At 61.4% G+C, this 18,625-nt stretch carries 18 protein-coding genes and 2 pseudogenes; 9 read left to right on the top strand and 11 right to left on the bottom strand.

The features are described 5' to 3' along the window. Nucleotides 1-168 precede the first annotated feature (168 nt). Nucleotides 169-648, bottom strand: a complete 480-nt coding sequence (locus tag LQ220_RS23765) for a DUF4142 domain-containing protein (RefSeq protein WP_230190492.1) — start codon at nucleotides 646-648, stop codon at nucleotides 169-171. Between the two features lie 200 nt (nucleotides 649-848). On the opposite strand from LQ220_RS23765, the gene LQ220_RS23760 reads away from it, so the two are divergent. From LQ220_RS23760 to LQ220_RS23750, 3 genes are all read left to right on the top strand, one after another. Further along, complete coding sequence (locus LQ220_RS23760; RefSeq protein WP_230190491.1) at nucleotides 849-1,391, top strand: hemerythrin domain-containing protein; 543 nt, start codon at nucleotides 849-851, stop codon at nucleotides 1,389-1,391. 63 nt (nucleotides 1,392-1,454) lie between these two features. Then, entirely contained in the window at nucleotides 1,455-3,656 is a 2,202-nt protein-coding gene (locus tag LQ220_RS23755) for a hypothetical protein (protein ID WP_230190490.1), read from the top strand. Further along, entirely contained in the window at nucleotides 3,650-4,789 is a 1,140-nt protein-coding gene (locus LQ220_RS23750; protein WP_230190489.1) for a glycosidase, read from the top strand. The genes LQ220_RS23755 and LQ220_RS23750 overlap by 7 nt, the downstream gene beginning before the upstream one ends. A gap of 396 nt (nucleotides 4,790-5,185) precedes the next feature. Here the strand turns inward: LQ220_RS23750 and LQ220_RS23745 are convergent, their stop codons facing one another. The 3 genes from LQ220_RS23745 to LQ220_RS23735 all read right to left on the bottom strand — a co-directional run bounded on the left by LQ220_RS23745 (nucleotide 5,186) and on the right by LQ220_RS23735 (nucleotide 8,533). Beyond that, nucleotides 5,186-6,004 carry a Crp/Fnr family transcriptional regulator gene (locus LQ220_RS23745; RefSeq protein WP_230190488.1) on the bottom strand — a complete coding sequence of 273 codons (819 nt, stop codon included), beginning with the start codon at nucleotides 6,002-6,004 and terminating at the stop codon, nucleotides 5,186-5,188. Nucleotides 6,005-6,123: 119 nt separating this feature from the next. Beyond that, entirely contained in the window at nucleotides 6,124-7,776 is a 1,653-nt protein-coding gene (locus LQ220_RS23740) for a response regulator (RefSeq protein WP_230190487.1), read from the bottom strand. A 175-nt stretch (nucleotides 7,777-7,951) separates the two neighbouring features. Then, entirely contained in the window at nucleotides 7,952-8,533 is a 582-nt protein-coding gene (locus LQ220_RS23735; protein WP_230190486.1) for a PRC-barrel domain containing protein, read from the bottom strand. A 279-nt stretch (nucleotides 8,534-8,812) separates the two neighbouring features. Between LQ220_RS23735 and LQ220_RS23730 the strand changes: the two genes are divergently transcribed. Then, a complete protein-coding gene (locus tag LQ220_RS23730; RefSeq protein WP_230190485.1) occupies nucleotides 8,813-9,388 on the top strand; it encodes a recombinase family protein in 576 nt (191 codons plus the stop codon). Nucleotides 9,389-9,548: 160 nt separating this feature from the next. On the opposite strand, the gene LQ220_RS23725 is transcribed toward LQ220_RS23730, so the two are convergent. From LQ220_RS23725 to LQ220_RS23715, 3 genes are all read right to left on the bottom strand, one after another. Continuing rightward, entirely contained in the window at nucleotides 9,549-10,067 is a 519-nt protein-coding gene (locus tag LQ220_RS23725; RefSeq protein ID WP_230190484.1) for a hypothetical protein, read from the bottom strand. Between the two features lie 71 nt (nucleotides 10,068-10,138). Continuing rightward, on the bottom strand, nucleotides 10,139-10,468 hold the full coding sequence (locus tag LQ220_RS23720) for a helix-turn-helix domain-containing protein (protein WP_230190483.1): 330 nt from the start codon (nucleotides 10,466-10,468) through the stop codon (nucleotides 10,139-10,141). After that, nucleotides 10,452-10,832, bottom strand: coding sequence for a type II toxin-antitoxin system RelE/ParE family toxin (locus LQ220_RS23715; RefSeq protein ID WP_230190482.1), 381 nt, complete (start codon nucleotides 10,830-10,832; stop codon nucleotides 10,452-10,454). Before LQ220_RS23715 ends, LQ220_RS23720 begins: the two co-directional genes overlap by 17 nt. A gap of 494 nt (nucleotides 10,833-11,326) precedes the next feature. On the opposite strand from LQ220_RS23715, the pseudogene LQ220_RS23710 reads away from it, so the two are divergent. From LQ220_RS23710 to LQ220_RS23695, 4 genes and pseudogenes are all read left to right on the top strand, one after another. Continuing rightward, nucleotides 11,327-11,440 (top strand): annotated as a pseudogene (locus LQ220_RS23710) (transcription elongation protein SprT); the annotation flags it as partial. A 74-nt stretch (nucleotides 11,441-11,514) separates the two neighbouring features. Next, nucleotides 11,515-12,168 (top strand): ParA family protein, encoded by a 654-nt coding sequence (locus LQ220_RS23705; protein ID WP_230190481.1) that lies wholly within the window; start codon nucleotides 11,515-11,517, stop codon nucleotides 12,166-12,168. Continuing rightward, a complete protein-coding gene (locus LQ220_RS23700) occupies nucleotides 12,168-12,500 on the top strand; it encodes a hypothetical protein (protein WP_230190480.1) in 333 nt (110 codons plus the stop codon). Before LQ220_RS23705 ends, LQ220_RS23700 begins: the two co-directional genes overlap by 1 nt. Then, nucleotides 12,497-13,450: a replication initiator protein A gene (locus LQ220_RS23695; protein ID WP_230190479.1), complete on the top strand. Its 954-nt coding sequence runs from the start codon at nucleotides 12,497-12,499 to the stop codon at nucleotides 13,448-13,450. Before LQ220_RS23700 ends, LQ220_RS23695 begins: the two co-directional genes overlap by 4 nt. A 648-nt stretch (nucleotides 13,451-14,098) precedes the next feature. Here LQ220_RS23695 and LQ220_RS23690 read toward each other — a convergent pair. The 4 genes from LQ220_RS23690 to LQ220_RS23675 are packed head-to-tail and all read right to left on the bottom strand — an operon-like array spanning nucleotide 14,099 to nucleotide 16,607. Continuing rightward, nucleotides 14,099-15,742 (bottom strand): type IV secretory system conjugative DNA transfer family protein, encoded by a 1,644-nt coding sequence (locus LQ220_RS23690; protein WP_230190478.1) that lies wholly within the window; start codon nucleotides 15,740-15,742, stop codon nucleotides 14,099-14,101. A gap of 1 nt (nucleotide 15,743) precedes the next feature. Then, nucleotides 15,744-16,040 carry a hypothetical protein gene (locus LQ220_RS23685; protein WP_230190477.1) on the bottom strand — a complete coding sequence of 99 codons (297 nt, stop codon included), beginning with the start codon at nucleotides 16,038-16,040 and terminating at the stop codon, nucleotides 15,744-15,746. Beyond that, nucleotides 16,040-16,264: a conjugal transfer protein TraD gene (locus tag LQ220_RS23680; protein ID WP_230190476.1), complete on the bottom strand. Its 225-nt coding sequence runs from the start codon at nucleotides 16,262-16,264 to the stop codon at nucleotides 16,040-16,042. Before LQ220_RS23680 ends, LQ220_RS23685 begins: the two co-directional genes overlap by 1 nt. A gap of 13 nt (nucleotides 16,265-16,277) precedes the next feature. Then, nucleotides 16,278-16,607, bottom strand: coding sequence for a conjugal transfer protein TraD (locus tag LQ220_RS23675; protein WP_230190475.1), 330 nt, complete (start codon nucleotides 16,605-16,607; stop codon nucleotides 16,278-16,280). A 173-nt stretch (nucleotides 16,608-16,780) separates the two neighbouring features. Between LQ220_RS23675 and traA the strand changes: the two are divergent. Then, a pseudogene (gene traA, locus LQ220_RS23670) lies at nucleotides 16,781-18,511 on the top strand (Ti-type conjugative transfer relaxase TraA); the annotation flags it as partial. Between the last annotated feature and the right edge of the window lie 114 nt (nucleotides 18,512-18,625).

Genomic DNA, 18,625 nt, shown 5'->3' with positions numbered 1-18,625 from the left:
TAACGCCGCTCCCTTATCGGAGCGGAACGTCGTTCCTCGCATGGGCGATCGTCAACAACAACCAGCCCGTTCCCGACGTGTTCTCCAAGATGACCAAAATCGCAGCTTCGGGCCGACTGGGCCTGATAAGTTTGGCGGGTGATTGCTACGCCACCACCCGCCATCCGATTACATTGCGTTCGCCATATCCGCATGATGCGATACGACCGGGACGATCTTGGTAGCGGCCGCCTTTAGCTGTGGGACGTCGCCGCTTGCGGCATAGCCCCGATGCAATGCGAGGGCTTTGGCGTGAGCGGCCTTTTGCTGTTTGATGTACAACTTATCGCGATTCGTGCCCTTGGTAGCCCGCAAAGCAGCAATATCACGGCTTTGGTCAGGCGTGAGTTTGGGGGGCATTGGCTTCATATCCGTAGCCGTTGCGGCCGCCTTTATGTCAGCGGTGCTCTTGGTGTGATCTCGCACCATGTCATGGGCGAACTGGCGAACTTTCTGGTTTTTGGTCGACGCCATCACCAGTTCGCTCGACTGTTTTTCAAACAGGTCGCTGGCCCCTGCCTGCATGACGTAGCTGCGTCCCGGGACAGCCTGCGCGGAGACGAGTGCTGGCAAAGAAACCAGCGCCAGCGTCAGAACAATATTTCGCATCCTTTTTCTCCTGTGGGCGTGACACCGCGTCAGAACGCCAATGAAAAGACAACGCCAAACTTGGCCATTGGGTCACATTGCCAAGATCGAAAAAGAACGGCGAGACTTGCGACCGCTTTCTGCGTTTTCCGCGATGCATCAGGGAACGCCTTTGCGGAACTTGGGTTTTAGGGTGAACCGACAACGAGCAGGAGATCGTCATGTCCCTCATCGACAAGGCAATTGCAGCCGTTACGCCACCCGAAAGCGAAGAGGCCCGCGCAAAGGCGAGGGCGAAGGCCGAAGCGACGGCGCAGCCCGGCGATTGGTTATCGAAAATCCTCCATCACCACCGAGGCATTGAGGCTCAGTTCGAGGCGGTTAAAGCAGCAACAGACCCGGCCAATCGGATCGTCGAACAGAAAAAGCTGAGCGTCTTGCTAACTGGTCACTCGATCGCGGAAGAAGCGGCGATCTATCCGGCGATGGCGGGACATCATCAGGTCGGCCATGCCGAGCTAGCCTATCAGGAACAGTCGGCCGCGAAGATGGAGATGGGCTTACTGGAGCGCCTCGACCCGCTCAGCGAGGATTATCACGACAAGTTGGAACATATCCGCGGGGCCGTGGCCCATCACGTCTATTCTGAAGAAGGAACGTGGTTTCTGGAGCTTATCGAAAGCGTGTCGCCAGACGAGCAAGCAATGATCGCCAAGCGTTATAGCGAGGAATATGACCGCTATATGGGTTCGACGGCGGGTTGATCTTGGGTCGGGGCCGTCGATGCCGATGCGGACGATATGATGAAGCTATGAGCAGGGGATCATATGGGGCTTGCGACCGCAGCTAGTGCGGCGACGATCAGCTTACGGGCCGAACTGGCGTCGGGGATGCGATCGATTGCTGCGTTCGATCTCGGCTGTCGGCGTATCGACATAGCGGCAGGACGCGATTCCATCTGGGCGATTATCCGACGCCCCGGACGGGGCGGCGTAGCGCTTCGCATGGCGCATTGCTGGGGAGGTTGCACGAAGGTCACCCGGCAACGGCGAAGGACCGGCGAACGCATCCGCCTAAGTGTCGATAGTGCGATCGGAGTGCAAACCGTCATTCTGCGCACCAACGATATCGACCTGTCGCTGCTGCGTGTCACGACTACGCTTATACCGGCTACGGCGTTGCTGGTGCCATATTTCCCGCGCGATCTCTATCCGCTTGGGGACGACGACGATCCGATGAACGCCGATGGTCGCGTCGAGGCAGCTCAGCGTGGCCTTAACGCCGGACTGTGCTACTTTCATCTCGACGAACCGTCGTTCGGAAGCGTGCTGTATCTCCAGAATTTGACCGCGCTGAACGACTATTTTGCAGCGACCGACACAAAGCCCGACGCCGCTGTAGGCGGCGAGTGGCCGGAACTCGGCTATCTACCGCCGACCCCACCCCAGAGCGGCACGCCACCTACCAATCCGCTGCCGGCTGGCAAGACCGTGACAATGTCGGATGCCCTTCTCGTATTTCACGATGACTCCGCTTGCGACGAACAGGATTCGGCGCGGCGCTTCCTGCAGCTGCTCGGGGCCGCTTATCGCCAGATCGACCCGCCTACGACGGAGTATCGCGACTGGGTATGGCGTGCGGGTAAGACGCTACACGATCTCGAAACAGCGCCCGAAGCAACGATCCGTCATTACGGTCATACCTACATCCATCCCTATACCGCATCCGAATATCCCGACATCATGGTCCAAATGTCGATCGTCGCGGCGCTGCGCGACTATGCGGCCTGGACTACGCGAGACATCCCCTTTGGTACTGCGCTGGAGAATGGCCTCGGCAAGTTTCACGACCGGACGTTGAAGACGATGCGGCGCTACCTGCCTAATGTCGGCAAGGACAAGGATAAGCTCGCTGTCGATAGCTGGTATCTCTATCACCCACTCTTGAACCTGGGCCATCTCGCGCTCGATGGTGATGCCCGCGCCAAGCGCCTTTTTAACGGATCGCTCGGCTTGGCGGTCAAAGCTGCGCGGCATTTCCATTACGCTTGGCCGATACAGTTCAAGGTCGATAGTTTTGATGTGATCGTCGAGGCACGAAACGATGACGGCCTGGGCCAGACCGATGTCGGCGGCATCTATGCCTATGTCATGGTCCAGGCCTATGAACTGACCGGCGAGCAGTCCTACCTGCTTGAGGCTCGCCGGGCGATCGATGCTGCGAAAGACATGCGGTTCGAGCTTAACTATCAGGCCAACCTTACCGCTTGGGGGGCGGCGGCCTGCATGCGGCTATGGCGAATTACCGATGAGGAATATTATCTGCACCAAGGCTATGTTTATCTGGCAAGCTTCTTCCATAATTGCGTCATCTGGGAATCGGAGATCGCAAATGCCAGCAAGTATAAGGTCTTCCTTGGTGCGACGTGCTTGCACGATGCGCCGTACATGGCGATCTTCGAATGTTTCGACAGCTTTGCGGCATTCGAACGCTACCTGAAGGATAGCGGCCCCGATCTTGACCCTGCGGTGCGGCTACTGGTGAGTGAGTATTGCAAATATGCGCTCGACCGGGCTTGGTTCTATTATCCCGACGCCCTGCCAGCGGACGTGTTGGCGAAGGACGATATCCGCAACGGCCATATCGACCGAACGCTCTCCTTCCCGGTCGAGGACCTGTATGTCGATGGTCAGCCTGCGGGGCAGGTCGGACAGGAAATCTATGGCGCCGGCGCTGCCTTTGTCTTCGCGAGCCGCTCATTCCATCAGGTAGAAGGCGCGCCGTTTCGCATCTTTTGTGACCACTTCCCCGTCACCAGCGAACGCGCCTCCGAGCGCTCGTTGCGATTTGGACTTGATGGCGGGCATGCACGGCAGGCCGTTTTCAGTCTGGTGCGATTGCCGCGCCAGAGGCTGCCCCGTTTCACGCTACGGACCATGGCGGGCGAGCGACTGCGTCCGCACAACCGTACTTCCGATCTCATCGAGTACCGTATTCCGGCAAGCGGAGAGGTCAGTCTGCAATGGTGACAGATTACGAGGTTGATACTCTCATTCTGGTTCCCGACCAGATTGACCTGTCACGCTCACCCCTGCGCGGTCATTTCGATGCCGAAACCTATGTGCTTGGAGCATTCAATCCCGGCCTGACGCGACTGCCAAACGGCAATTTATTGATGATGGTGAGAGTCGCGGAAGCATTGCGCAAGCCGATTTATGATGGGCACGTTCACTCGATCCGTTGGGAAGATGATAAGCAGGGCGAACGTTATGTCCTGGATGCTTGGCCGCTCGAGCATGCCGACACAGCCGATCCCCGTAAGTTTCTCCTTCGGGGGGGAGGGTGGCGCATCATGGCACTGACCTCGCTTTCCTGGCTGCTGCCCGTCGAGCTCAGCCCTGACGGATTGGAGATCATCGCGATCCACTATGATAGCGCCGTGTCACCCGAGGGAAGTTGGCAATGCTACGGGGTCGAAGACCCACGCATTACCCGCATCGGCGAGCGCTATCTGATGACCACCTGCTCGGTCAGCCCCGAGCGCCATTCGACGACGCTTTACATCTCCGACGATGGAATAAAGTGGCGGTTCGAGGACATCCTGCTCGATCACCAAAACAAGGATATGGTGATTTTTGAGGGTCGTGTCGGGGATCGGTATTGGGCACAGACCCGGCCGCTTGGCGATCATTATTTCACCTATCCGCCGGGCAGCGAGTGGCGCGCAGGCCCGTCGATCAAGTTCGCAACCTCGCCGGATTTGCTTCATTGGAAGCCGCATCTCGGTGCCGGGATCAGACCGCACGGCGCAACCGTCGCAACCGCACGCATAGGTGGCGGTATTCCCCCGATTCTGACCGATCGCGGCTGGTTGACGCTCTGGCATGGGGTTGAACCCAAAGAAGTCGTTGGCATCTACCGGACCTACTGGTCGATCCTAGACCGCGAGGATCCGAGCAAGATTATCGATACTGACCATGCACCGGTGCTGGAGGCGAATGGGGAGCTGACAAAGCCCCTAGAGCATCAGATGTACGTGCGTGACGTGGTATTCACCACCGGAATCGCGGAGCATGGTGACGTTTACGTCGTAGCATCGGGCGAGGCGGACCTGGCGTGCAGGATCACCCACATCCCGAAGCATGTGTTTGCCGCTTGTTAAGATAGACTGCTGCTGACGTTAGCGAGGATCGATAGACGGCAATCCGCGGTACTAACCGTTGGCCAGATGCGGCCGTCGTGTCTGTTGCGAAACAGATGGCGCTAATGTCGATACCGAAGCGTGATCGTCCCGTGTGGGAGATGTATTGCGGGCCTGTCCATTACCGCTGATATGGTGGGCGTAACGTTCCGCCATCTCCAAATGCGCTGCCTTTGCGCATGGATCTGTTGCAGCCGCAGCAAGATCGCGCTCTTGCTGTTCCCGTTGCGTATAATATGCTCGCGTATTTTGCTCCGTCATACCACCTCCTACGTTCGGTGCTGGGTCACCCGCACGCCAAGACGCTCTACGCAAACATATCAAACTCATTGAGAAAATCGAGTCTGTTAGGCGAAGCTAGAGCCCGATCGGTCGTAAGAATCCGACCTCAGCGTTTGATCTTCGAGTGTGGCTGCTCATTTCGCGCGACGCCGACGCGCGCCCATTAATCGCGGAAGTGCTATGATTTCGATCACTTCCGGTCGCTGTAGCGTTGTAACCCGATGCTTTCGCGAGGCGATCGAAGTCCGGCAATCTCAGACATCGTTCCTTTAGGTCAAGTAGACCATCTCCCCGCAGGCGTTGTATAATGCGGTTTACGTGCACGGACGTGAGACCAACAAAATCCGCGATATCGGCTTGGATCGGCGGAAAATCCAGGAAATCGCCTTTCATCAACCCCACGGTATTTGCCCGTGTCCACAGATCGCACAGCATGTAACCAAGGCGCTGCCGAGCATCCTGCCGACCCATGTTAGTGATCGACGCGCGTAACCGGGACTCATCGGCAAATTGTGACGCTTGGACAGCTTTTGCGATGTTCGAATGCTCGCCGAGAATATGCTCCACCTCTTCCCGTTTGATGTGTGCAGCCGTCACCGGAGACAAGGCAGCGATGCTGTGGTCCATTGGTGCTTCTGAAAACATGTTGAGGTGACAAAAGTCACCGGGCAGCAGAAATGCGGTGATTTGTCTGCTGCCGTTTTTCAAGACGACATATCTAATGGCCCAGCCCGACAGAATGGCCAACGCAAACTCCGGCTTGCTACCAATCCTAATAACGTCGTCATGCGGGGAATGGGATTGCACACCGTGCGCGAGCTTTCTTAGTGCCGCAGTGTCGTCAGCACTCAACGCTCTAAATCGGTGCAGTTTCTGCGTGATTGCATCGATCATCGAAGTCACCTCCGAGGCCAATAACTTAAATCAATGGCGCTAGTTCCGGACAGGCAACGACTTTGAGCATGGGTTGGAAACAGCCAAGTAAGGGAGACCCGGCACCGCTGGCTGACGCATCAGCCAACATGCGCGTCAAGCGCCTTACGTATTTTTCTGGCCAGCTGATCGAGCGTGAACGGTTTGGACAGGAGTTCAACCCCCGGGTCGACCACGCCATTGTGGACGATGGCGTTGGAGGTATAGCCCGTAGTGTAAACAACCCGGGTTGGTCCGTGCCGAGTGATGACTTCCTCGGCTAGTTGGCGGCCGCTCATTCCCGGCATCACTACGTCAGTAAATAAAAGAGCAATGCCGGATTGTTGCTCCAGCAACTTGAGCGCCTGCTCGCCGGACGCTGCATGACGCACCGTGTAACCCAGTTCCCGCAATGAGTTCACCGAAGCCTCTCGGACACCAGCTTCATCCTCAACTACCAATATGATCTCGGTAGGCGAGCCCAATGGCATGACAAGCTCAGCAGTATTCGTTTCAGTCGATGAAGCCCGTCCCTCCGCGTGGACCCGTTTCATATAAATCTTGATCGTCGTGCCCTGACCGATTTCAGTGTAAATCTTTACGTGTCCGCCCGATTGTTTAACGAACCCATGAATCTGGCTGAGACCAAGGCCTGTTCCCTCGCCCAAGGCTTTTGTCGTGAAAAACGGATCGAACGCGCGTTCCACGACGTCGGCGGGCATCCCGCTGCCCGAATCCGATACGGCAACAACGACATATTGCCCCGCTACGACGTCCGCATGCTTTCGTGCATAGGCATCGTCGAGATGCGCATTCATCGTTTCCACGGTCAACTGCCCGCCCTGCGGCATGGCATCGCGAGCGTTCACAGCAAGGTTGAGAATTGCATTCTCAAGCTGACCCGGATCGACATTGGTTCGCCACAGCCCACCGGCGAGTACAAACTCAAGCTTGATCGTCTCACCAAGGGATCGTCGCAGCAAATCTTCCATACCCCGTACAAGTGCGTTGATGTCGCTCACAACCGGACTGAGGGCTTGCTGCCGTGAAAACGCCAGAAGCCTGTGGGTCAAAGCGGCCCCGCGCGTTGCGCCATCAACGGCGTTATCAATGAATTTTAGAATGTCCGTATCACCTTGCGCTAAGCGCCGCTTGGCGATGTCCAGACTGCCGATGACGATCGCCAGCATATTGTTGAAGTCATGCGCGATACCACCCGTCAGTTGGCCGATCGCCTCCATCTTTTGCGCCTGTCTCGCCTGTGCCTCCGCCGCTTGGCGTGCGGCCGCCTCTTGCACCAACTCAGCGTTTGCCTTGGAAAGTTCCGCCGTGCGTTCCGCGACGCGCTCCTCAAGCTCTTGGTTGAGCGCCATGAGCGCCTGCCGCGTAGCGGTTAATTGTGTGAGTGCTTTGGTAAGTGCAAAAACCAGCAAGATCACCACGACGTTCGCGACGATGAAGAACGATAGGCCCACCACTGCCGATGTGCTTTGCGGAAAGATGCTGCCACCTGAATCGATCGCAAGGCTGCTCGCCAGCACGGCAGACAGCAGCATCGCTAAAACCGCTGCGCCCGGCGTGCCAACCGAGGCAGTAATCACGATGGCCAGGAAAAATGTAATGAAGGGGTAACCGATCAAAAGGTTGCCCAAGGCTATTCTTACCAGATAGCCTAATGTTGGCGTAATCACCGCCAAGGCATAACCGACCCAAATCCGGGATCGCACATTTTGGACAAAAGACCAAAACTTCACAATGGTTTTCCCGACTTGATCCGGTTTAACCCCACTATGCTAGCAAAATTCCGCATTTTGCCAATATCAGCCGTGAGCCCGATTGCTAAGAGGATGTTCCGCGTGCACCTCGTCTGCGTCCCTACTTCCCCCGCTCAACAAAAGCGGTCTCTGCGACTGACATACGGACTTTCCCTTATAGCATACGCTCATCAAGCGCAGCGGGCCAATCGTCATGCGCCAGCACGGGCAGCTGGCTGAGTTCCGCTGCATCGAGGTGACACACAATGCCGTCACTGAAGCGAAGCTGGCTGGGATGGAGCGCGTGCAGTCGCTCACCGACCCCGCCAAGGCCACCCTCGCTGACCACGACGTAGGCCAGTTCGGTGCTGTCACACCGCATCATCCCGTCAATTACCGTCCCGATCGCCGCGCCGTCTCGGCCGGTGAGCGTCCCGCCGATCAGCGATCCCATACCGAATAAGTTCGGAACCTTCGCCGCTGCGCTGTGTGCCTCGGCCGCCTGGCTTCCATCTTCATGCCGCGCCTGGCGGCCCAGCCAACGCCAGATACCGACTGCATTCACCAGCGTGAGGAAGCCGTTCGTCAGCAACAGATTGGTCTGCCCGGTGCCGATCGCCACCGTCGACCAGGCAACCGACCCGACCGTAAATACCACGAAGCCCCAGCCGGTGACCCGGCTTCCGAGATTTGCGGCGGTCATGAGCGCCGCGATTATGGTCGCTATGGGCGCGATCCAGCCCGCGATTTCCTGCATGTGGTTCCGGTGTTCAAAGGGGCAATGATACCCGCCATTCCCGGAACGCGCGTCAAGCATTCTAGATGCATTTTGTCCGTCATCGACCGGGCTGGCGCGGCCCAGTTAATAAACGCCCAGCATTGCCGCTCCCACACTCTCCTGCAAACGGTCGATTGCGGGAGGGCAGCGCCGATCGCGACCGAGGTCGCTGAAACGGCCCTCTCGGCCTCTTGAAACTGTCCCTTGTTTCTATCTCCGAAATCCGACTAGGTAGCGTCGAGTTTTCGGAGAATACTTTTGCTCGTCGGCTATGCGCGTGTGTCCACCAGGGACCAGTCCCCTGCCCTACAGCTTAATGCGCTTCGCGAAGCCGGGTGCGAGAAGGTGTTCACCGAGAAGGCATCGGGCGCGCAGCGCGATCGGCCGGAGTTGCGGGCGGCGCTCGATTATCTCCGCGCCGGCGATACGCTGGCGGTGTGGAAGCTCGACCGGCTCGCGCGCTCCGTTCGGCAACTCGTGGAGACGGCCGAAGATCTCGCTAAGCGCGAGATCGGCCTTCGTGTGCTCACCCAGGCGATCGACACCACCAGCCCCGGCGGGCGGCTTGTCTTCCACGTCTTCGCTGCCGTCGCCGAGTTCGAGCGCGAGCTGACGTTGGAGCGCACCCACGCCGGGCTTGCCCAGGCGCGGGCCTTAGGGCGTCGCGGTGGGCGAAAGCCGGCAATGGGACCGGCCGAGATTAAGCGCGCCAAGGCAATGCTCGCCGATCCGACCATCACCGTCGAGGAGGTAGCCAAGCAACTCGGCGTGCAGCCGTCGACGCTCTATCGACATATTCCGGGCGGGCGCAGCTCGTTGAACGAGCCGGCCTAGATGAAGAAACGATCACAATATGCGGCTTTGCCCTATCGCGTGGCCTGCCCGATCGCCTGTGTGGCTTGGTGGAGGGCCGCCCCGATCGGAGCGGTCGCGTCGTTTGTCCCACCCACCCAACCCTGAGGCCTGGCCTCCGGCCCGGCGAAGAAGATGGCGGTCAGGCGAACAGGTCGCCGATCGCGCGTACCCGGAAGGCGTTGCGCCACCGGCGCCGGCGATGTTCTTCCGCATCGTGGACCATGTGGCAGCGCTGGCAGAGCGCGGCGAGATTGCGCGGTCTGTTGTCGCCGGGATCGTGGTTGAGGTGGGCGCTGGCCAGGACCACGCGCGTGACCCGCAATGAGGCGGGCGGGTCGATGCCGGTGAGTCCTGGTTGCGCCCATGCCAGCTCGTCCGGCGTCGGCAGGCGGCGAAGCCCCCTGCCCTGCCCGTCACGCCAGATTGCCGCGTCCTCGTCCCACCAGATGCCATCGCCAAGGTGGCGCACGTCGCGTCCGTGCGGACGGCGGCAATGCTCGCAACGCCCCTTGGCGCGACGGAACCGGATGAGGTTCGACAGCTCGCGCCAGTCGATCGGGTAGAGCCAGCGATGTTCGCGCGCGATCGGCATGACGATTCTATGAGTCATCGCCGAAGAGAACGAAAGCAGAAAACCGCTGTGATTCAGATTTATCATCACAGCTAAGCGACTAAGCGATTATGCGAATAAGCTATGCAGTTTCTTTGAACTGGATATTGAGGCTTCGATTACATCAGCGCCTCAATGCCTTTGCGGCGAATGACGTTCAATAGAGCGAGTGCCGGTCCCTTTGCTTCTTTGGTGCCCCGTTCGAGCTGCGAAACATACCCCGTCGTCAGGTTCAGATATTTGGCGAGCGCGGCCTGGCTCAGATGCGCGCCTTCCCGCACGCCACGGATTTCTTCGGGCGTGATCGGCGCAGCCGTGGGAGGCGCGTCCGGCCCCAGGTGGCGGACTGTAATCTTCCGATAGGTGTCATCACCCATCAGTCCGGCGCTGTGCATGTCGTCCGCCGTTTCGAGCAGCGCCGTGGTCAGCCTGCTAAGCTTCTTCACCATTCTCAATCTCCTGTAGGTTGCCGATGCTCACGGCTTCATCGAGGGCGGCGTCATCGTTCGCCAAGAATGTGGCGGCGATGTCCCGCAAGGTCTGCAATTCGTCGCCGTCGATGTTCTCCCGCTCGCTTTTGGCAAAACCGTAGAGGAAGAACGCTCGATCCTCCGTTCGATAAGCCACGATCATGCGAAACCCGCCCGATCGCCCCTGCCCTGGTCGCGCGACACGCTGCTTGATGATGCCACCGCCCAGATCGGCATCGATAAGCCCCCGCTCGGCTCGCTCGATTGCCTCCTTCAAACCCGCGTCGCTGATTCGCTCACGTCGGACGAAACGTGCGACCCACTTGGTTTTAAAAATCCGCACGGCATCTTCCTGTAAGACTATGGACTATAGCACAAGGTCGCATATTTGCAAGCCGGTTGAACGATGGTGCGCCTGCCGCTGCGCGGCACCGTGGCTCTACTCACTTTGCTCCCCAAGCCCGCACACGACGGTCTTGCCTACCGGTGATGATCCACATGGCGGGGCCGAAACTGCTGACGCGGATCTCGGCTAAGTCCTGCCGGCGCGGACGCGCCGGGGTGGGGGAAAGGGAGCGCCGCCCCCTCTCCCCTGCAACGGCAATCAGCCAGGCCGAGGCTCGCTGTGCTGCGCCCGCACCGCCCCGGCAGATTCCCACTGCCCCCCTCTCCCCCGCTGTTCGCCAGGAGGCAGGGCCGATGGCGAAAGGCCATCTCCCCAAGGCGATTTTGAGGAGATGAGACGATGGAGCAGGACAATCGCGAGAGCTGGTTGAACCCGGTGGCTATCGGCATGGCCCGGCTGTTCGACGCGCTGGACACCCCTCTATACGGTGGAGGACCGCGCGCAGATGGCTGGAAACAGCGGGCGCACCCTTATGCCCGATCGAGCGGCATGGTCCGATGCGCCACTATTCGATCGGCGACGATGAGGAGGCGGAGAACAGCTAAGCGACTAAAGGACTTTACGACTAAGCGGCTAAGCGGCATAAGTCGCTTAGCCGCTTAGTAGGGAGCAGCAGCTAATGCAGGTATGGGCCGTCATCGCGCAGAAGGGTGGGCAATCCAAAACCACTCTCTCAACCGGATTCGCCGTCGAGGCGGCGCGGGAAGGGGCGTCCGTCGTCATTCTCGATGCCGACGATCGGCAGGGGTCGGCGCTCTATTGGTCCGAGCGCCGCGACGATGACGACATAATGGTGAAGGACAGCAGCGTCGCCGGCCTGCCGCTCCACGTCTCGCGCGGACGCGGTAGCGGCAAGATCGACCTTATCATCATCGACACGCCCGCGAACTCCAAGGACATTGCCATGCTCGCGGCCGAGCAGGCCGATTTCGTCATCATCCCCGTCGCGCCCCGAGGGCTGGACGTTCATTCGGTGTTGCAGACCGTCAAGCAGGTGCAGCAGGCCGGCACCCCGTTCGCCGTCATCTTGACCCAGGTTCCGCACCAGGGCGGGGAGGGGCAGGAGGCTCATGCCGGGTTCGCAGCCAAGGGCGTGACGATGTTCGACAGCCGCCTTCACTTCCGTAAGGACTTCTACAAGGCGACGCCGCTAGGGCGAACCGCAGCCGAAACGGAACCGGATAGCAAGGCAGCGGCCGAGTTGCGCGCCGCCTATGTTGAGGCTAAGCGACTAAGCGGCTTTACGACTAAGCCAGTAAGCGAGGCAGCATAATGGCGAAGAAGCCTTCCGCGCTCGCTGGCATCTTTGATGACGGACCCGAGGAGATGGCAACGCCTCCCGTTCCCGACGCGGCCCCCGAGCCGCAGCAGGCGGCAGCGCCGCGCCGATCGCGGCGTTCGGCCGACGTGCCGGCACCGACAGCATCGGCCCGGCGTAGCAGCCATCCCGGCAAAAAGCCGGTGCTGATCCATATTCCCGAGGACATGCACCGCGCGCTTCGACAGCTTAGCGTAGAGGAGGGCGGTGAGCCGCTTACCGTCGTCACCGAACGCCTGCTTCGCCAGTATCTCGTCAAGCGGGGCCATGCGAGGTTCGCTCCGTGAGCAAGCGCCGCGATCCTAGCCCCGAATTCGACCTTTTCATCCCGGCACTGGGCGACCTTCCGCTCCGCGACCAGAGAGAGGTCATGGAGCGGCCATTTTTCTCGCTCCAGAAGCGCAAGCGTTTGAAGCCGATCGAGTATCGCAGCCCGGACGGCGAAGCCTGGGTGCGCGTGCAGGCAATTCCCGACTACGGCATGGCGACGATATGGGACGCCGATATTCTGATATGGGCGGCGTCCACGCTCAATCGCATGAAGCAGCAGGGCTTGAACGACATACCCCGCACGCTGACAACGACCCCCTACGATTTGCTACGCGCGATTAAGCGCAGCACCGGGGGCAGGGACTATCAGGAGCTGCAAGCGGCGCTGCTCCGGCTTCAGACCACTTCCATCACCACCTCGATCCGCGCATCGGCACGTCGGCAGAAGGCCGGCTTCAATTGGCTCGATAGCTGGACCTTCGACACCGACGCCGAGACCGAGCAGCCGCGGGGCATGACGTTGACCCTCTCGGATTGGGTTTACGAAGGGATCGTCAACGAAAAGTCGTTGCTCACCATGCATCCCGACTATTTCCTGCTTTCCGGTGGGCTGGAGCGGGCGTTGTATCGTATCGCACGCAAGCACGCGGGCACGCAACGCGGTGGGTGGACGTGCCGGGTGGAACTGCTCCGCGACAAGACCGGCAGCGACGCCCAGCCCAAGGAGTTCAACCGGATGCTTCGGCGGGTGATCGAGGCCGACCAGCTTCCCGACTATACGATTGAAACGACCGCGACGACCGACAAAAGCCCCGCCGTGCTGTTCAGGCTCCGTGGCGAAGCAGAGGCGCTGGCGCTGGCCGAAAAGATGCGCGCCGAGGAGGAGCGCCGAGCCCGCATTGACGCCGATCGCCGGCACGCCGACGAGGTGGACGCCCGGATGGACCGGCTCGCAGGCCGTCGCTGACTATCGGGGTTTCACACACCGCAACCCCGAACTATCGGGGTTTCACACACCGGGCTACCATCTCAGCAGACCCCCTCTTGGCCCAGGCCAATGCCGTGCGGCGTTCGCGCTGTGGATAACTGCCACGGAAGGCCCCTCAAGAGGTCGTCAGAGTCGGGGTTTCACCCACCTTCGCTTCGGGGGATCACACACCGCACTATCGGGGGATCACACACCGAATCACGGGGTTTCACCCACCGGCGAAGCCGCTAACCCACTGGAATAAAAAAGGGAATCAGGCTCTTTTAGGCACTTAACCTTCTTAAAGAATCCTATTTAACAGAATCCTTTAACGTCGCAGCACGCTCAACGCCGGCGAAAGAAGGTCAAAAAGAAGGTCAAATGGAATCGGCCTATGGCCGATGCGCCTTCGTTTCGTGCCGCCTGCGGCGTCACAAGGGCGGCGCAAGCGCCGCTGGCTAGGCGGAAAGAAGATGAGGAGTAAAGGGGCGGGATTACCCGCCAGGCCCGCCCGGGGGTGCGGTGAGGGCAGGAGAGGGGCTTTCAACGTGTCAGAGGGTGCCGATGACGGGGAACGTCACCAGCGGGGCTTAAATCGACCGTGCCGCTTCCACCCTTATTGTCACCATTCGTGCTTTCCGCGATCGTTCACGCCGGATCGAACCGTCCAGCGAACTCGCGATCGGCGAAGTAGCGCAGCTTAGCGGCGACGATCGGGCGCTGCCCGGCGAGGAACAGGAGCTGGCGATCGGGACGGAGTGTGCGGACTTCATCGGGGGTGAGCAGGGCGCGGCCGACATGCTGCTGTCCATAGGAGAGGCCGCTTTCCTCCGCGTCGATCGCGCGGCTCATGGTCTCGAACACGACGGTTTCCTGCCCCGCCAGATCGGAGACCAGCTTGGCACTGTCCTGATCGTTGACCCCGAACACCTGGAGGACGCCCGCGTTCGATAGGAATGTGCTGGCGCGCTGCCCATAGAGCGCGCGGAGCTGGTGAACGTCCTGGAGGATCGGCCAGAGCTGGACGCCGTAGCCCGCCATCAGCCCCATCGCGCGTTCGACCGGTTCGAGACGGCCGAGCGCGGCGAACTCGTCAAGCAGGAACAGCACCGGCCAGGGCGGGCGACCCGGCGCGCGCGCCAGCTCGGTCAGGGCTTGCGCCACCATCAGCCGCAGCCAGCGGGCATAGCTGGCGAGCCGATCGGGCGGCAGCACGAGGAACACCGTCGCCGGCGCATCCTTCAATCCCGCGAACGTGAAATCCGAGCGACCCAGCACCGTCGCCATGCGCGGGGAGTCGAGAAAGTGGGTATGACGCTGCGCGGCCGACAGCACGCCGGCCGCTTCGCGGTCGGATTTTCCGAGCTGGCGATTGGCGGCGCGCGCGACCAGGCCACCTTGCGCCTGCATCGCGGCGAGCTGCGCCGCCAATGCGGTCGGGGCGAGCGTCAGCCGATCGCGCAGCGTGTCCAGGGTGCGGGTGGCAAGGGGTTCGGTGGTGACGATGTGGAGCAGAATACCAGCGATCAGCGCCTTGGCTTCCTCGTTCCAATGCGCGTCGCCGGCTTCGCCGGGCGCGTCGTGGACCAGCGCGTCGGCAAGCGTCATGCAGTCGTCGGCGAGATCGAGGCCGTGGGGGTCGATGCGATCGAGCGGATTGAATGCGGCCGAGGCGAGGCCGGTGACGCCGAACGGATCGAGGACATGGACCGCGCCGAACTTGCCGCGCTGTCGCGCGGCGATCCGGGCGTTCTCGCCTTTGGGGTCGATGCAGACGACCGCGAACGGATATTCCAGCAGATTGGGGATGATCGTGCCGACGCCCTTTCCGGTGCGGGTGGGCGCGATCGTCAGCAGATGGGCGGGACCGGCATAGCGCATCGGCTTACCGGTTTTCACGTCGCGGCCGATCAGCAGGCCGTGATCGTCGTTGAGCGCCTGTGCTTCCCCGGCGCTGGCGAAGCGGGCCGAGCCGTGCGTATCAGCGCGATCGTCATAATCGAACCGGCGAAGCAGCGGCAAGACCAACATCCAGGCCGTCACCAGCACCACGGCACCGCTGATCCCGATGAGGCCGAGCTGGGCAAGCGCGCCGTTTTTATCGAGCTGGAAATACCAGATCGACAGCAGCAGCAGGACGAACAGGCCGAGGAACAGCGCCAGCGCGAACAGCCCCATGCCGATGATGTGGCGGGCGAATCGGAACGGGGCGAGCAGGACGCCGAGCAGCGCCCACATCGGGTTAGCGCGGGCGGTGCGGGCAAGATTACGGGTGGCGCGCACGAGGCCCATGTTACGGGCTTTCCACGCCCGCTGCGGTCATGGGCGTGATCGGCAGGGTCGGGTCGGCGTTGGGATGACCGGTCAATTTCAGCAGGATTTTCGACACGAGGGGAGGGGACACCGCCTCTTCCAGCATCATCTCCCAGAACGCATCATCGTTCGGCGTCGGGATCATGTTCTCGATGACGTGATTGTGGCGCGAGTCTTCGTAGGCTATGCGCCATTCGGCAACCTTGGCGGGCGTGCCGCGCACGTAATCCATCGCGCGGACTTCGGCCCGGATCGCCTCGATATCAAAATCCGCCATCAGATCGTCTCCGTGGTTTCCGTTTCCGCATCGAACGCGCGTTTGCCGCGCCGCTTCCACAGCGCCAGCACGTCGTCGGCATCATTGCCGCGACCACGCCCGGCGAGATCGAGCAGCGCGCCGTAGAGCGTCGCGCGATCGTCGTCGGTCAGCTCGACCAGGCCGGCTTTCTGGACCAGCCCGCCCAGCTCGATCAGGTGGCGCGTTCGTTCGCGGCGTTGCACGACCCAGCTCCTGCTATCCGTTCGACGTTCCGCCGCTTCCGCCCGCAGCGTCGCCGCCCGGTTCAACTTGAGCGCCCGATCCGTCGATTGCAGCAGCGCCGCCACCTTTCCGCCCGCGCCGCTGAAAGAAGGCTGCGCCCTTCGATCGCCATGCCTCCTTCGCGTTCGCATCCATCGATCCGACCGCATCGAGCAGGACGCCAGCGAGGGTTTCCACATCGAGCGCATCGGCACCCGTCGCGGCGACGAGTTGGCCTAGCTGTTCGACTCGCTTCGCCTTGAGCGCCCGCGCCCTGTCGCCCAGCGCCTTCAGCTCGGCATCATAATCGCGAACCTTCCGCATCGCTCTCACCTTTCCGCGTCTCGACCAGCAGCATCTTAGCGCGCTCGTCAGTGGCGGTAAAATCGGATCATCGCAAAAGCCGCACAGTCAATCACCAGGAGCGCAGCGGATTGTGAGTGCGCGCTTATACGTCGTTGCCGACGTGCGCTAAGAAGTGCAATAAGCAGGGCGTCATGGCGATCTACCATTTCTCCGCCAAGGTTGTGAGCCGTGCGAACGGATCGAGCGCGGTCGCGAGCGCCGCCTATCGTTCCGCGTCCGAGCTGCACGACGATCGGCTGAACCGCGATCACGACTTCAGCAACAAGGCGGGGGTCATCCACTCTGAAGTGATGTTGCCTGAGGGCGCGCCGGAGCGTTTAAACGACCGCACGACGCTGTGGAACGAGGTGGAGGCAGGTGAGAAGCGCAAGGACGCGCAGCTTGCCCGTGAGGTGGAGTTCTCGATTCCGCGCGAGATGAACGAAAAGCAGGGCGTGGCGCTCGCGCAGGACTTCGTGAAAAAGCAGTTCGTCGATCGCGGGATGGTCGCGGACCTGAACGTGCATTGGGACAGGGCGAAGGACGGCAGCCCCAAGCCGCACGCGCATGTCATGCTGGCGATGCGCGGCGTGGGGCCGGAAGGGTTCGGCAAGAAGAACCGGGACTGGAACTCGACCGAGCTGTTGAAGGACTGGCGCGAGGCGTGGAGCGCGCACGTCAACGAGCGCATGGCCGAGCTGGGGCTTGAGGCCCGGATCGACCATCGCTCCTACGCGGACCAAGGCGTGGAGTTGGAGCCACAGCACAAGATCGGCCCGGCAGCATCGCGCAGGCCGGAGCAGGGGCTTGAGGCCGAGCGGATCGAGGATCACACGCGCATCGCCCGCGAGAACGGCGAGAAGATCATCGCCAACCCGTCAATCGCGTTGGACGCCATTACTCGGCAGCAGGCGACGTTCACGATCCGCGACCTTGCGACGTTCGCGTTCCGCCACAGCGACGGCAAGGAGCAGTTCGACCAGGTGATGGGGGCGGTGCGCGCCAGCCCCGAGCTGGTCGCGTTGGGGAACGACGGGCGCGATCAGGAGCGGTTCACGTCGCGCGACATGATCGCGGTGGAGAACCGGCTTGAGCGCGCGAGCGACCAGCTGGCGGGCCGCGCCGGGCATGGGGTCGCCGATCGGCACCGTGACGCGGCGATCGAAGCGGCCGAGGAGCGTGGCCTTGCCCTGTCGGGCGAGCAGCGCGACGCCTTCGATCACGTCACTGGCGACGCCGGGCTGGCGTCCGTCGTCGGCTATGCCGGTTCAGGCAAATCAGCTATGTTGGGCGTGGCGCGCGCCGGGTGGGAGGCTGCGGGCTATCAAGTGCGCGGCGCGGCCCTTTCCGGCATCGCGGCCGAAAACCTCGAGGCAGGATCGGGGATCGCGTCGCGCACGATTGCCAGTCTCGAACATGCATGGGGGCAGGGGCGCGAGCAGCTAGGACCGAAGGACGTGCTGGTGGTGGACGAGGCCGGCATGATCGGCTCGCGCCAGATGGAGCGCGTGTTGAGCCAGGCCCGGGACGCCGGGGCCAAGGTCGTCATGGTAGGCGACCCCGAGCAGTTGCAGGCGATCGAGGCAGGCGCGGCCTTTCGCAGCGTCATCGAGCGGCACGGCGCGGCCGAGATCACCGAAATCAGGCGGCAGCGCGAGGACTGGCAGCGCGACGCCACCCGCGCGCTGGCGACCGGGCGCACCGGCGAGGCGCTCCACGCCTATGATGCGCACAGCATGGTCCACGCGGCCGACACGCGCGAGCAGGCGCGGGGCGAGCTGGTCGATGGCTGGGATCGCGCGCGTCAGGCCGAACCGGGCAAGAGCCGGATCATCCTCACCCACACCAACGCCGAGGTTCAGAGCCTCAATGGGCCCAGTCGGCCCGAAGCTGCGATTTTGGCCATGTTGAAGAACAAAGATTGAACATGGCGATCTACCAGGCTCGCTCTTGTCCTCCAATCTCGTAAACATCGGTCTCGATCGAGCACCTGTAGC

It is taken from the genome of Sphingobium sp. CECT 9361, from assembly GCF_918741285.1.
Lineage (GTDB): Bacteria > Pseudomonadota > Alphaproteobacteria > Sphingomonadales > Sphingomonadaceae > Sphingobium.
This window is presented reverse-complemented; position numbering and strand designations above follow the sequence as displayed.

Coding starts and splice junctions, on each gene's coding strand:
- LQ220_RS23700 (WP_230190480.1), top strand. CDS start 12,168: ATGGCGAAGAAGCCTTCCGCGCTCGCTGGCATCTTTGATGACGGACCC.
- LQ220_RS23675 (WP_230190475.1), bottom strand. CDS start 16,607: ATGCGGAAGGTTCGCGATTATGATGCCGAGCTGAAGGCGCTGGGCGAC.
- LQ220_RS23760 (WP_230190491.1), top strand. CDS start 849: ATGTCCCTCATCGACAAGGCAATTGCAGCCGTTACGCCACCCGAAAGC.
- LQ220_RS23720 (WP_230190483.1), bottom strand. CDS start 10,468: ATGGTGAAGAAGCTTAGCAGGCTGACCACGGCGCTGCTCGAAACGGCG.
- LQ220_RS23705 (WP_230190481.1), top strand. CDS start 11,515: ATGCAGGTATGGGCCGTCATCGCGCAGAAGGGTGGGCAATCCAAAACC.
- LQ220_RS23685 (WP_230190477.1), bottom strand. CDS start 16,040: ATGGCGGATTTTGATATCGAGGCGATCCGGGCCGAAGTCCGCGCGATG.
- LQ220_RS23765 (WP_230190492.1), bottom strand. CDS start 648: ATGCGAAATATTGTTCTGACGCTGGCGCTGGTTTCTTTGCCAGCACTC.
- LQ220_RS23735 (WP_230190486.1), bottom strand. CDS start 8,533: ATGCAGGAAATCGCGGGCTGGATCGCGCCCATAGCGACCATAATCGCG.
- LQ220_RS23745 (WP_230190488.1), bottom strand. CDS start 6,004: ATGATCGATGCAATCACGCAGAAACTGCACCGATTTAGAGCGTTGAGT.
- LQ220_RS23725 (WP_230190484.1), bottom strand. CDS start 10,067: ATGATAAATCTGAATCACAGCGGTTTTCTGCTTTCGTTCTCTTCGGCG.
- LQ220_RS23750 (WP_230190489.1), top strand. CDS start 3,650: ATGGTGACAGATTACGAGGTTGATACTCTCATTCTGGTTCCCGACCAG.
- LQ220_RS23755 (WP_230190490.1), top strand. CDS start 1,455: ATGGGGCTTGCGACCGCAGCTAGTGCGGCGACGATCAGCTTACGGGCC.
- LQ220_RS23690 (WP_230190478.1), bottom strand. CDS start 15,742: ATGGGCCTCGTGCGCGCCACCCGTAATCTTGCCCGCACCGCCCGCGCT.